6 protein-coding genes are annotated in these 14720 nt (G+C 51.6%); all 6 read left to right on the top strand.

Features of this window, described 5'->3' with window-relative positions:
- The first annotated feature begins 155 nt into the window (after window positions 1-155).
- The 6 genes from ACYCS5_RS02740 to ACYCS5_RS02715 all read left to right on the top strand — a co-directional run bounded on the left by ACYCS5_RS02740 (window position 156) and on the right by ACYCS5_RS02715 (window position 14624).
- The gene (locus tag ACYCS5_RS02740) at window positions 156-1535 is read left to right on the top strand and encodes a class I SAM-dependent rRNA methyltransferase (protein WP_165149006.1); all 1380 of its coding nucleotides are present in this window, start codon (window positions 156-158) and stop codon (window positions 1533-1535) included.
- Between the two features lie 236 nt (window positions 1536-1771).
- A complete protein-coding gene (addB, locus tag ACYCS5_RS02735; protein ID WP_459760757.1) occupies window positions 1772-5338 on the top strand; it encodes a helicase-exonuclease AddAB subunit AddB in 3567 nt (1188 codons plus the stop codon).
- Entirely contained in the window at window positions 5335-9354 is a 4020-nt protein-coding gene (addA, locus tag ACYCS5_RS02730) for a helicase-exonuclease AddAB subunit AddA (RefSeq protein WP_459760756.1), read from the top strand. The genes addB and addA overlap by 4 nt, the downstream gene beginning before the upstream one ends.
- Before the next feature lie 28 nt (window positions 9355-9382).
- The gene (locus ACYCS5_RS02725; protein ID WP_459760755.1) at window positions 9383-10567 is read left to right on the top strand and encodes an exonuclease SbcCD subunit D; all 1185 of its coding nucleotides are present in this window, start codon (window positions 9383-9385) and stop codon (window positions 10565-10567) included.
- A complete protein-coding gene (locus ACYCS5_RS02720) occupies window positions 10564-13959 on the top strand; it encodes an AAA family ATPase (protein WP_459760754.1) in 3396 nt (1131 codons plus the stop codon). The genes ACYCS5_RS02725 and ACYCS5_RS02720 overlap by 4 nt, the downstream gene beginning before the upstream one ends.
- Window positions 13960-14219: 260 nt before the next feature.
- A complete protein-coding gene (locus tag ACYCS5_RS02715) occupies window positions 14220-14624 on the top strand; it encodes a hypothetical protein (RefSeq protein ID WP_029517802.1) in 405 nt (134 codons plus the stop codon).
- Window positions 14625-14720 lie beyond the last annotated feature (96 nt).

Genomic DNA, 14720 nt, shown 5'->3' with positions numbered 1-14720 from the left:
AACCTAGGGGGATTCTTACCATTAAAATCATTTATAAAATCCAAAGAATCCCCGTGCAACAGCGATCGTAAGATCAAATGATCCGCGGAGCCGCGCCCCATCGAACACCGCACTTTTAAGGACTTTGAGTAACTTAAGAATAGGAGTGAAGGATTTTGCCTTCAGTAATATTAGAACGCAGCCGTAAAAAAAGGCTGGAGCACGCACACCCTTGGGTGTTTAAAAACGAAATAGCCAAGATCGAAGGGGAGCCAGAGGCAGGCGATTTGGTCAGTATCGTTAACCATCAGGGGCGTTATTTGGCGTCAGGCTACTATAATCCAGCTTCACAAATTACAGTGCGTGTGATGTCCTACGAGCCGCTAGAAGCAATGGATCAAAACTTTTTTGCCCAACGCTTTCGCAAATGCCTGGAGCACCGCGAACGTTTTGTGACCGGGGGAGACGCTTATCGGTTGGTGTACGGTGAGGCTGATTTTTTGCCTGGACTGATTGTAGACCGTTTTGGTGATGTGTTGGTTGTGCAGCTGTTAACGCTTGGCATGGATCGGCGCAGGGAAGAAATCAGGGATGCGCTCGTTGAAGTATTGGGTCCTGTTGGTATATATGAGCGCAGTGATGTATCCATCCGAGAGCTGGAAGGATTGAAACAAACGAAGGGTCCTTTGTACGGTGATTGCCCGCGTCATGTAGTGGTGACGGAAAATGGCCTGCACATCAAGGTTGATATCGTAGAGGGCCAGAAGACGGGTTATTTCTTTGACCAGCGTGAAAATCGTGCGGCCATAGCACCGTTGATGACAGGTTGGGGAGCACGTAGTGGAATTACGCTACAAGAAGTTGCTACAGACTCAGGGGACGCTACCACAACGGTCATGAAGCCAGTGAATAAAAGTGGTAAGGTTGTTGAATTCCCATTCTGGGACGGCGCAACCGTATTGGAATGTTTTTCACATACGGGAAGCTTTACGCTCAATGCCTGTAAATATGGTGCTAAAAAAGTAACTTGTCTTGATATTTCTGAGCATGCGATTGAAAGTGCGCGGGACAATGTCAAGCTGAACGGTTTTGAGGAACGCGTCGAGTTTGTCGTCGACGATGCTTTTCAATATTTGCGTAATCAGGTGAAAGGTGTAGAGGAACGCAATGCACGAGCCGGGGGCAAAGGAGATACGTCTAAGCCGCTGACAGCGGGTGGCGGACGCACCTTTGACGTGGTCATTCTTGATCCGCCAGCCTTTGCCAAAACGAAGAACGCTGTCAAAGGGGCTACACGTGGATATAAAGATATCAACCTGCACGGGATGAAGCTCGTTAATGAGGGCGGCTATCTGGTGACAGCGAGTTGCTCGTTCCACATGCGGCCGGAGTTGTTTTTGGACACCATTAAGGAAGCAGCGGCAGATGCCGGCAAAATCCTTCGTCTGGTAGACTGGAGAGCAGCTGGTAAGGACCATCCTCAAATTTTGGGTGTGGAGGAAGGCCATTACTTGAAATTCGCCATCTTTGAGGTGCGCAGCCGGACACAGTTGTAGTTTCATACAAAGTCAAAGTCAATCGCCCTTTTGGTGATTAAATAGGTAAAATAAACTCGTTTTAGGTATAAATCAGTCCTGTAGAGAAGGCGTGCACCAAGCCATTCTGCGGGACTGATTTATTTTTTAGAGGGAGAAAGAATTGCTACAACATGGCAAACGTACGTTCTTTTCTCTCTTGCCTGATATGCTATACTGTTTAATAGAATGTTGTTCGTTGGAAAGGAGGCCGCATCATGTCGGTCCGTTTGTTGATTGGCCGCTCTGGGAGTGGTAAAAGTACGTTAATCCGCAATGAAATGACGTCTATGTTACGCGAGGAGCCGCTAGGTAAGCCTATGCTGTTACTTGTACCGGAGCAATCGTCATTTGCTTCTGAGCATGCGTTACTTACAGAAGCCGGAAACGGTATTCAGGGGTCGGTGCGCGCCCAAGTGATGGGATTTCACCGTCTTGCCTATTTAGTTATGCAGGAAACTGGGGGTTCAGCGCTGGTGCCTGTAACGGAAGAAGGCAAGAAGATGCTTTTATATAAAATTATTCGTCGTCGCAAGGATGAACTGAATTTGTTTAAGGATTCGGGAGACCAGCTCGGCTTTGTGGATCGGTTGAATACATTGTTTACGGAGCTAAAGCAGTATGGAAATGATACTCGGTCTGTACCCGAGCAACTGGAGCGAATGAACGCTGCAGGAGAGTCAACTCCGATTTTGCGCGGCAAGCTCAAAGATATCAGTCTAATCTATGAGGATTTTGAACGAGAGCTGACGCTTAAATATATCGATGGTGAAGATACGCTGCGCATGCTGGCAGAACAGATTGCTGAGTCTTCCCTTGTGCGTGGGGCAGATATTTGGATGGATGGCTACCGTAGGTTTACACCACATGAATATAAGGTTGTGGAGCAGCTTATGCTGCATGCCTCTTCATTGACGGTGGCGCTGACTTGCAACCGCAGCTACGAGAACGGACAGCTTCCGCATGAGCTGGATTTGTTTCATCCTTCGGCGGCTACGTATGTAAAGCTCAAAGGAATGGCAGACGAGCTAATGATAGAGACGCAGACACAATTACTTCGCCCTGATCCGCCGCCGAGATTTAAGGAGCGTCCGGCGTTGGCGTATTTGGAGGCTAACTTTGAATATCGTACAGGGTTACGGAATCAGGAACAACGGATGCGGCTGCAGCAGCTACGAGAGCAGTGGACAGAAGAACAGCCGGAAGGCATAAAACTGTATGCTGCAGCGAATCGCCGCGCTGAGTTGGAAGGGGCTGTACGCGAAATGCGTCGTTTAGCCCGAGATGAGGGCGCGCGTTATCGGGAGATGGCCTTGTTTGTGCGTCATATTGAAGATTATGAGTCATGGGTGGAACCGATATTCAAACAATATGAGGTTCCAGTATTTCTGGATCAGCGGAGAAGTGTATTGCATCATCCCTTAGTGGAATTGATTCGGGCTTCACTGGATATCGTGCAGCGACGCTGGCGATATGAGGATGTATTCCGTGCGGTCAAAACAGATCTTCTCCTGCCGCTGGATGGTCGGGTGAGCCGCGAGGAGATGGATCGTCTGGAAAACTATGTACTGGCCTGCGGAATACAAGGTAGCCGTTGGACAGACGGTCGCCCGTGGCAGGCTGTGCCCAGCTTGTCACTGGAGCTGGAGGAGCAGGAACGGAACCGTAGGCGGGATGAAACGTTGGATTTGATGGAGCTGTGTCGGGATGTAATCGTGACGCCTTTACGTGCGTTTGAGAAACGTGTGGGCAAGGCACGAACTGCACTTGAGAAGTGTGAAGCGGTATATCTGTTACTGGAGGATGCAGAAATTGGCCACAAGCTGGACGCCTTCATTCATCAGGCAGAGGAAGCAGGAAATCCTGAGCAGGCCAAGGAGCATCGTCAGGTATGGGATGCAGTGCTTGAACTACTGGATCAAATCGTCGAAATGATGGGTGACGAGAGGCTGGATACCTCTTTGTTTGCGGGTGTGCTGGAAACGGGATTGGCTGAATTCCGTATGGGACTTGTTCCGCCAGCTCTGGATCAGGTTCTAGTCGGAAACACGGATCGTACACGTGTGACCGGTATTCAACATGCTTTTGTGCTAGGTATGAACGAAGGTGTGATGCCGGCTGTGTTCCATGAGGACGGTGTGCTGAATGAGCAGGAGCGTACGGCATTAAACGAACGAGGCGTAGAGCTGGCGCCGGATATGACAAGACGTCTGCTGGACGAACGTTTTCTCGCTTATACGGCCCTTACTTCAGCCGGTAGAAGCCTGTGGATGAGCTATGCCGTGACTGATGAAGAAGGCAAGTCATTGTTGCCGTCTGAGTTAGTACGATATGTGCGGCAATTGTTTCCTAGTCTGGACGAACGCCCACTGGCTGGATACCCTTTGCCTGGGGATGCTTGGACGACGCAATGGGAGTATGCTTCTCATCCGTCCGAGGCTTTGCCGCAGCTTATTGCGCAATTACGACAATGGCGACGTGGCGGTGACATTTTATCTCCTTGGTGGGAGGTATATAACTGGTATGCCAGCCAGCAAGGGCGTGAGAAGGACAAGCTGCGTCAGCTGTTGACCTCACTTTTTTACGAGAATCATGCCGAAATGCAGAAGGAAACGAGCCGTCGTCTGTACGGCAGCAAGCTGCGTACCAGCGTATCTCGTATGGAACGTTTTGTGGCATGTCCATTTTCGCACTTTGCCTCTCATGGTCTTCGTTTGAAGGAACGTCAAATGTATCGCCTGAAGGCCCCGGATATCGGACAATTATTCCATGCAGCGCTTGGAGAGATGGCGATCAATCTGCGTAATCGCAATGTCAGCTGGGGCAGTCTCAGCACGGAGGAATGCCGCCAAGAGGCGGAAAGTACAGTGGAGCGTTTGGCTCCTCGTCTGCAAGGCGAAATTTTAATGAGCTCCAAGCGGTATGGCTACATTTTACGTAAATTGAAAGACATCGTGAGCCGTGCTTCGTTGATCTTAGGTGAACATGCGCGAAGAGGTAGCTTTGAGCCGATTGGGCTGGAGTTGGACTTTGGGCCGGGTCAGCAGCTTCCTCCATTAAGCTTCCAGTTAGATAACGGTGTTGTGATGGAAATTGTCGGACGGATTGACCGTGTGGATGTGGCAGAGGGAGAAAAAGGTTTACTTTTGCGTGTCATCGATTACAAATCCAGCCAAAAGGATCTCAAGCTGCATGAAGTGTACTATGGCTTGTCTCTGCAAATGCTCACGTACCTGGACGTGCTGCTGAATGCGGCGGAGGAATGGTTGGGCGAGACAGCTTATCCAGCGGGTACCCTATATTTTCACGTCCACAATCCGATGTTACAGTCGCCTAACGGTCTTAGCGCAGAACAGGCCCGTCAGGAGCTTTTGAAACGTTTTAAGATGAAAGGATTATTGCTTGCGGATCGGGATGTAGTTGGGCAGATGGATACATCATTGGACAAGGGATATTCTTCTATTTTACCTGTTGCAGTGAAAGCAGACGGTAGTTTTTATAGCAGTGCCTCGGTTGCTTCGCCGGAACAGTGGGACAGCCTGCTAGCTTCGGTGCGTAATAATATTCGGACGATTGGTACACGGATGACAGAGGGCGATGTGGCCATTGAACCGTATCGTATCCAGCAAGAGACGGCATGTACCTTCTGCTCTTTTAAGCCTGTTTGTCAATTTGACGACAGTCTGGAGGGCAGTGGCTACAATCAATGGGGTAAACCCGGTAAGGATCAGATTTGGAATCTGCTGGGTCATACACAGGAAGGGAAAGGAGGAATGGACCAATGATAGGCATGTCAAACATTAAGGGTTTACCGAAGCCGGAAGGCAGTATGTGGAGCGATGACCAGTGGCGTGCCATTTCGGAATCTGGTAACAACATGCTGGTTGCGGCAGCGGCGGGGTCTGGTAAAACAGCGGTGCTTGTAGAGCGTATTATTCGTAAAATTGTCGATCCCCAGCTTGGCTTCAGTGTGGATCGGTTACTGGTAGCGACCTTTACGAAGGCAGCCGCCGCCGAAATGCGTCAACGGATACGCGAAGCGTTGGAACGTGTATTGGAGCAGGAACCGGAAAGTGAACATGTACGCCGTCAGCTATCGTTGCTGAATCGGGCCTCGATTACGACGCTTCACTCATTTTGTATGGAGGTCATCCGCAGGCATTATCAGGCCATTCCCCTTGATCCTGGTTTTCGGATTATGAATGAGCATGAGACAGAATTGCTGCGCCAGGAGCTTCTAGAAGAACTGTTTGAGGAGAAATATGAGGCTCATGATGAAGGCAGTACATTCCGCAGACTAGTCGACTGGTTTAGTGGAGAACGCACCGATGATGCGATGTATGTGCTTGTTCAGCGGCTGTATGATTTTTCTCAAAGTCATCCTTGGCCGGAGCATTGGCTGCGGGAGACAGCAACTGCATTTCGTGTGCAGGATGTAGCGGCTCTCGGAGAGACGCCTTGGGTTCGCAGCATTTTGGCGGATGCTGCACTTTCATTGCGCGGAGCAGCGAGCTTGCTGGAACAGGCGCATGAAACTGCTATGCAGCCCGGCGGTCCTGCACCTTATACAGTGACGCTGCAAGAGGATACGGCGATGGTGAAGGGAATGCTGCAGGAATTGGAGACACAGCCGTGGGCATCTCTATATGATCATTTTCAGACAGCTGCCTTCGGTAAGCTCAAGCCGGTCAAAAAAGATCAGACTGAGCCTGCATTGCAGGAACGGGTTAAGACGCTGCGCGAAGCAGCCAAAAAAATGATTACAGATATGAAGGCTTCCCTGTTTGGCAGGAGAGCAGAAGCCTATTGGGAGGAGCTGCACGCCGCAGCTCCGTTGATGAACGAACTGGTAGAAACCGTGCTTGTATTCGGGGAACGTTTTCAACAGCACAAGCAGTCAAAAGGGTTGGTGGATTTCGGGGATTTGGAACATTATTGTCTGAAAATATTACGACATCCCGATTCTACTCCGTACAGGCTACTACCTTCCGATGCTGCGCTCGAATACAAGGCGCAATTCGACGAGGTGCTGCTAGATGAATATCAGGATACGAATACCGTACAGGAAGATATCGTTAGGCTGGTATCACGGGAGGAACCGGGTAACCGTTTTATGGTGGGCGATGTGAAACAGAGTATTTATCGGTTTCGGCTGGCGGAGCCGGGTCTGTTTTTGAATAAGTATCAACGGTACGGCATGCAGGAGCAGGAAGATGGATTTTTAATTGATTTGGCGCGTAATTTCCGCAGTCGGGAGGAAGTTGTCGATGCGGTCAATTTGGTGTTCCGCCAGATTATGAGTGTGGATGTGGCGGAAATTGAGTACGATGAACGAGCGTGGCTGGTACACGGCGCATCCTATCCCGACCCGTCGGATCAAGACACCGCATCTGTATACGCACCTGAGCTGCTGTTAGTAGATAAGGGTGGCCATGGTCTTTCCGAGGCTTCGGAGCTGTCCGAAACGGAGGACGAATCTGTTTTTCAGGAAAGTGAGCTGGCTGAGCTTGTGGAACTGGAAACGGCACAGTTAGAGGCTCGTGCGATTGCGCAACGGATTAAAGAACTGACCGGAGATACCGGACAACCACTGTTGATTTACGACAGAGGATTAAAAGCGATGCGCCCGGCAATCTACGGCGATATCGTCATTTTGCTTCGTTCGGCAAGCGTGTGGGCCCCCCTAATTGTAGAGGAACTGCGGCTTGAGGGCATTCCGGCCTCCGGGGAGCAGACGACAGGCTTTTTTAAAGCAACGGAAGTTGAGGTAATGTTGTCTCTGCTGCACATTATTGATAATCCACAGCAGGACATCCCGCTTGCATCCGTGCTTCGTTCGCCGATTGTCGGCTTGACCGAAGATGAACTGGCACAAATTCGGTTGGAAAAGCCGGATGGATTGTTTTATGGCGCATTGCTGGCGGCGGCAGAGGCGGACCCACTGAAGGAGAGCGAAAAAGGGACCACTGCTGACATCATGGAGTTGGATCTTTTCCCTAAGGACTCTTTATCTTCATCTGACTTTGGTAATAGAAATAACGGGAATACGTTGTCTGCCCGACTACGTTCATTTTTGCATAATTTGGAAGCCTGGCGGCAGGAAGCCCGACAAGGTAGCTTAAGTGCATTGATTTGGAATGTGCTGGAGGAAACAGGGTATCTGGACTGGGTCGGTGGACTGCCTGGCGGCTCACAGCGTCAAAGCAATTTGCGGGCGCTATATGACCGAGCGAGACAGTATGAGACTTCAACGTCCAACCGAGGATTGTTCCGATTTCTGACCTTCATTTCCCGTCTACGGGAGCGAGGCGGTGATTTAGGATCCATTAGCGGGGGGACCGAACCCGATCAAGCTGTCCGCATTATGACCATTCATAAAAGTAAAGGACTTGAATTCCCTATCGTGTTTATAGCCGGGACGGCAAAAATGTTCAATCAACAGGATCTCAATGCGCCGTTTCTTATGCACAAGGAGTTGGGGTTTGGTCCTAAATATGTGGAGGAACAAAATCGTGTCAGCTACCCTACGCTGCCCAATTTAGCGATCCGCCGACGCTCACAGCTGGAGCTATTGGCTGAGGAAATGCGGGTGTTATATGTGGCGCTTACACGGCCGCGTGAAAAGCTGATTATGACCGGAACCGTGAAGGATCTAGCTTCACGCGCAGCGGGTTGGGCACGTGCCAAAGAGCATACGGAAACGGTCTTACCAGACTATATGCTGGCGGCAGGCCGCAGCTATCTGGACTGGGTAGGTCCCGCTTTGATTCGGCATCCTTCTGCTACTTTGTTGAGGGAAGCGGCAGGTGATCAAGATGGGTACTATCACAAATTGGAACATATGCCGGGAACAGACTGGTTATTTAAAATTGTGGCCTCGGAAACATTTTCCGGCTCTCGTGTGAACTCAGATCATGAGGAAGAGGTGTCGGGCGAAGAGCGCCAAAAGAAGACAGAAGCACTGAGAAATGCGGAGCTAATCGACTTGAACGAAAAGAGTGAAACGGACATTGAAGCTGCTCTTTCCTGGACCTATCCGTATGAGCGGGCCGGCAAGACGGCAGCCAATACATCGGTTACTGAGATGAAAAGATGGCTGGAAATGCAGGAGATGGGATCGGACGACTGGTTGAATCTATCTACCACCGTACTAGCAGAGTTACCGGAGGATCGGGAGGATTCTCACACTGGGGGCAGTCAATTACACTTGCGCAGACCTAAGTTTATGGGGAATCAGCGACTGACTCCAACGGAACGAGGAACGGTCTATCATACGTTGATGCTGCATTTGCCACTAGATGGGGGGATGAGCGCCGAAGTTATTGAGGAAACAAAGGCTCGTTTGCTCAATCAGCGTATGTTACTGAATGTCCATGCAAAGGCGCTAGATACGAATAAAATATTACGCTTTTTCACTAGTGAGCTGGGTAGCAGAATGTTGGGGGCATCGCATGTTCAAAGAGAGCTTCCGTTTACTTATACCATGCGGGCAAACGATTACTGGAACCACAGCTTACCATCGATGTCACCAGGACAAGAAACAGATTCGGAAGGTGGACAGGACGGAGATAAAGTGCTGATGAACGGCATTATTGACTGTCTATTTGAAACTCCCGAAGGACTCGTGCTGGTGGATTATAAAACAGATCGGATATCTGAGTATCGTACACTGTCCCATTTAACAGACCAATATCGTTTTCAATTGGAGCTGTATGCCCGTGTGATCGAAGAAATTACAGGCAAAAAGGTTGCTGAGAAGTGGCTGTATTTTTTAGAAGCTGGAGAGAGTGTACAGCTGTAGTTATATAGCTAGGGAGAGGAGGAATAACATGCGGATTTTGCATACAGGTGATTGGCATTTGGGTCGCACGTTGGAAGGACGCAGCCGTTTGAAGGAGCAGGAGGCGTTTTTGGAAGAACTAGCGAAAATGGCTGACGATCAGCAGGCCGATTTGATTATGATGGCTGGAGACGTATACGACTCAGTCAATCCTTCAGCCGCAGCCGAGCAATTGTTTTATGAAACGTCTGCCCGTCTTACGGCTGGAGGAAGACCACTAGTCGTCATTGCGGGCAATCATGATCAGCCGGAAAGGGTATCCTCGGTCACACCACTGGTGAGCGGGCGCGGAATTACATTGCTGGGACTGCCCCATGGGGAAGCGGTACACGTTCGTACACCGCGAACGGGTGAAATGGCATGCATTGCAGCCTTGCCATATCCCTCCGAGTCTCGTCTGAACGAGCTATTGTCTGAAGACGGAGATGAAACAGTCTTGCGCGAGGCATACAGTCGCCGTGTGGGCTTGCTGATGTCACAGCTAGGGACAGCATTTCGGCCTGACACCGTTAATTTGTCGATGAGCCATATTTATGTGCTCGGCGGGCTGGAGTCGGACTCGGAACGCCCGATTCAGGTCGGGGGGGCGTATACCGTAGATCCGTCTGCTTTGAGCATTGGGGCACAGTATACGGCTCTAGGACATTTGCATCGTCCCCAATATGTGAAAGGAGACGGGCTGATGCGTTATAGTGGCTCGCCGCTGGCTTATAGCTTTTCCGAAGCCGGACAAGCCAAATCGGTTACGTTAATTGACGTGGTTGCTGGCAAGCCTGCTCAGGTCGAGGAACTGTATATTACCAGTGGACGCCCATTAGTGAGGTGGCGCGCACGGGGAGGTCTGGAGGAAGTATATCGCTGGCTGGACGAAGAACTAGATGCCGATGCCTTTATTGATCTGGAAATTACGCTGGATGAAGCAATGTCGATGGGAGATATTCAGCGGCTGCGCAAAAGCCGTGAAGGTATCATTCATATTCGCCCCATGTATCCAGAAATGGCTGCCGCACAGCTGGAGCACCAACGATTAGAACTGCCAGTGCATGAGCTGTTCCGGGCATTCTATCAGCGGCAGACAGGCGGAGCACAGCCAGATGACGGATTAGTGCAGTTATTTCTGGAGCTGGTGGAACAGGATGATGCAAGAGATCACGCTGAGGAGGAGGACGCATGAAACCAATCCTTCTAAAACTGGCGGGGTTGCAAAGCTACCGGGAGTCGCAGGAAATTCGCTTTGACGATTTGACCGAAACTGGGTTGTTCGGAATTTTTGGCCCAACGGGTAGTGGAAAATCAACGCTGCTGGATGCCATTACGTTGGCTATGTACGGTAAAGTGGAGCGGGCAGTGAATGGTACACAAGGCATTATGAATCATGCCGAGGATACGTTGTCTGTTGCATTTACGTTTGAATTAATGTCAGCTCAAGGACCTCGTCGTTACCGTGTAGAACGACGTTTCAAACGTGCTGGAGGCGTATCGGTTAATAATACGCTTAGCCGTTTTATTGCGTTAACAGAGGATGGCGAGGAAGTGCTTGCCGATAAGGTGCAGGATGTGACGCGCTGTGTGGAGGAGTATATCGGCCTGAAAATGGACGATTTTACACGAGCTGTCGTATTGCCGCAGGGAAAGTTTGCGGAATTCTTGTCCTTAAAGGGCAGTGAACGCAGACAGATGCTACAGCGTTTGTTCCATCTGGAGAAGTACGGAGATCAACTTGCACAGAAGCTAAGCCGTCGTGTGAAAGATAACGATATCGCACTGAAAGCATTAGAGGCGGAGCAGCAAGGGCTGGGGGATGCGAGTGCTGAAGCACTTGAACATGTAGAGTTGCGTCTCAAAGAGGCGATTGCCAATGCAGAAGCTTCGCGTCGCGAGCTAGAGCGTGTCTCACGTGAATCGGAGGCGCTAAACAAAACACGTGAGCTAGTCATTGAGCTCAGCCAAAGATCGAAAGAGCTGAAGCAGTTGGCAGCACAGGAGCCGGGCATTGCTTTGCTGGAGCACAAGCTTCGACAAGCAACTTCAGCCGAGGCATTGCTGCCTGCGCTGACGGATTGGAAGGAAGCCATTGCTGAAGCGGAAAAACGGCATAAGACTGCCGAAGAAGTGGCAGTCCTGGCCGCTACCGCGCAGGAGGCTGCGCTTGTCTCTGCGCAAGCAGATGAGCAGGCCCGGCAAGCACTCAGTGCCGAAGAACCAAAGCTATTGCTTCGGATCGACCAACTAGAACAGGCGCTTCAACTGGAGCGTGATACGGAAGCGTTGCAGACCGAACGGGACCGTCTGGCGGCCGAGCTTGGGCATAGCGAACAAATCCTTGCTGAACATGCAGAAGGACTCGCAAAGGAACAAGAGCTACAGACGCGAGGCTTGAAGCGACAGCAAGAGCTTCAACAAGAGCTAAAGCAAAATGAAGTGCGAGCAGATGAGCGGCGTATGCTGCAAGAGGCTGTGCAACGGTTGCAACAGCTGGAAATCGCGAATGAGCAATTGCGTGAAGCTGAACTGGAGTACGTGACTCAGGAGAAACGGCTTGCGCAAGCTGACGAACGTCTAAAGCTGACGGACCAGGAGACACAGGAGACGGAGGCACGGCGTTCTGCCCTTGCTGCACAGGCAGCTGATGGCATTGAGGCATTGCTGACGTTGGAGGCAGAAATCACCGCCGATATGTCGTCACTGGCTGCCGAGGAAGAACAGCTGCGTCACGAGCTCCGTGCCGAGGAGCTGGGCCGTCTCGCTCAGCATCTCGCTGCCGAGTTGCGCGAAGGCGAGCCGTGCGCAGTGTGCGGCTCGCTGCATCACCCCGCGCCTGCCGTTGCCGCGGCGCATAGCGCGGATGCCGCTGCGCCGGATGAGCTGCAACGCCTGCGTCTCGGTTTGCAGGAGCTGCGCCTCACACTGCGCCAGCAGTTGCACGAGCAACGCAGCTTGCTGGCGCAGCCCGCCACCGCAAACAGTGGCGCTGCCGCCACGGGCGAGCCTTTCACGCCTGCGGCAGCGCCAGCAGAGCCGCGTGGTGCCGCAGCATGGGCGGAGCGCTGCGCGGCGCTGGAACGTGCTGCAGCCGAGCTAGCCGCACGTGCGCATGCGCTGCCTGCCGAGGCACTGGCGCTGCGCGAAGCAGACGCCGCTGGACAGCAGCGGCGTATCCGTGCCGCCGCCGAGCAGGAGGCAGCAGCTGTAGCGCTGACGCAGGCACAGAGCAAGCGCGAGGCATGCATCACGCGCAGCGAGGGGCTGCGCGCCGAATGGGCGGCGCAGCTAACGGATGTCGCTCCGGACGAAGCCGCGGAGCGTTACCGCGCCATGCAGGAGCGCGATGGGCGCGCGGAAGAGCTGCGGTCCCGGCTGGAGACGAGTGTGACCTTCCTCGAAGAAAAGGCGGCGCGTGTTCAACAGATACAGCAGAGTATCATCGAGGAAGACAAAATCATTATTGCCCGTCGTACAGGGCTCCAAAGCAAAGATGATTCGCTTCGCGAAAAGCTAGCCCAGCTCCGAAAGTGGGTTGGAGATGGCCAAGCGGCTTCATTGCTGGAAGAAGCGACCTCGCGACTGTTGGGGCTGAAAAACGGAGCCGAAGCCGCGGCACGACAACGTACTGAAGCGGAAGAACGCAAGCAGCAAGCCGTTCATGCTTCACTGATTGCCCGGCAGGCCTCCGACTCGGCAGAAGAAAGACGTCAGATGGCAGAGTCCCGTTGGGGCAGTCGTCTGGAAGCCTCCTCTTTTGCTACGGAAGCAGAGGTTATGGAATGCTGCCTGGGACCGGAAGAAGCCGCACGCTATGAGCGTGAAGTGAGTTTACATCGAGAACGGGAAAAGGAGATGTCTTCCCGCTTAAAGCATGTCGAAGAGCAGCTGAATGGAGCAACGGTAACAGAGGAACAGTGGGAAGCGGCCACTGCACAGCTACGTGATTGCCGTGCACGCGATGAAGAGGCGCTTCAAAATCGCGCCAAGGCTGAGCGTGATTTAGAGGACTTGCAGCGTCGGCACGTCCGCTGGATGGAGCTGGAGTCCAATCGTGTACATTTGCGTAGTGAAGCGGAAAAAATGTCCAAGCTCCAGACTGTTTTTCGCGGCAATGCCTTTGTTGAATATATTGCTGAGGAGCAGCTCATGCAGGTCAGTCAATCGGCTTCACGCCGCCTGCGTTTTCTGACCAAGCAGCGATACGCGCTAGAGGTAGATTCCAGCGGTGGTTTTGTCATTAGTGACGATGCCAACGGTGGGGTCAAACGTCCGGTATCGACCTTGTCCGGTGGCGAAACGTTCCTGACCTCCTTGTCGCTTGCGCTTGCGCTGTCGGCTCAAATTCAATTGCGGGGCCAGTACCCTCTGCAATTTTTCTTTCTGGATGAAGGCTTTGGAACGTTGGACCCTGAGCTGCTTGACACGGTGATCACCTCACTGGAAAAGCTGCACCACGATCAATTGTCTGTTGGTGTGATTAGTCATGTGCCTGAACTACGGGCCCGTCTTCCGCGCAAGTTGGTTGTTCTTCCAGCAGAGCAGGCTGGAGGCGGATCACGTGTGGTTATGGAAACTTTTTGAAGTAATGTGATACAGGTCACAGATACAGTTTCAAACTATTGTTATAATACAGCCAAGCCGACAAGTTAATCATACAGCACCCCGGCGGACGTATGCTGCGGAAGAAATCTTCCCATCATACGTCCGTTCAGAGGGGCTCTGCCAAGAGCTCCCGGGGTGCTTCTTTTTTTTGCAAGCCGGAATTCGCCCAATTTGATGTAGCAAATGGCCCGTTTTTGAATAACATACGGTATACATGCAGAGCCTAGGAGGAAACAACCATGGAAAAAAGCATGACAACCGAAAAAGTTACAGCACCTGAACAGACGGATGCTAAAACACTATGTCAAAAGCATATGCATCGTTATGTATGCGTATGGGTGAAGGACGGGACAATGTATGACGGCATTGTAGAGCATGTGGATGATGAAAAGATATACTTAGCCGTTCCTATGGGTGGAGACGAGATGGAGAATGTCAATGTTAATCTCCCCTATCCGCCTAACAATTGTGGCTGCGGCTCCCGTGCTTATGGTGGTTATGCGTCTTATCCTCCGTATCCGTATCCGTACCCGTATCCAGTACCCGCTTATGCATATGGGTTCCCATACGGACGCCGTCGCTTTAATCGTTTGATTCTGCCACTTGCAGCGTTGACAGCGATTAGCTTGCTGCCTTATTACTAATCCTAATTCCTTAGTCGCCAGATATAGTGAATTCTCTGCTCTCTCCCGCCTACAGTTCTTGTACAGTACAAGTGACTTTAAGGCGCATCCATACAT

This window comes from Paenibacillus sp. SEL3, from assembly GCF_054602585.1.
This window is presented reverse-complemented; position numbering and strand designations above follow the sequence as displayed.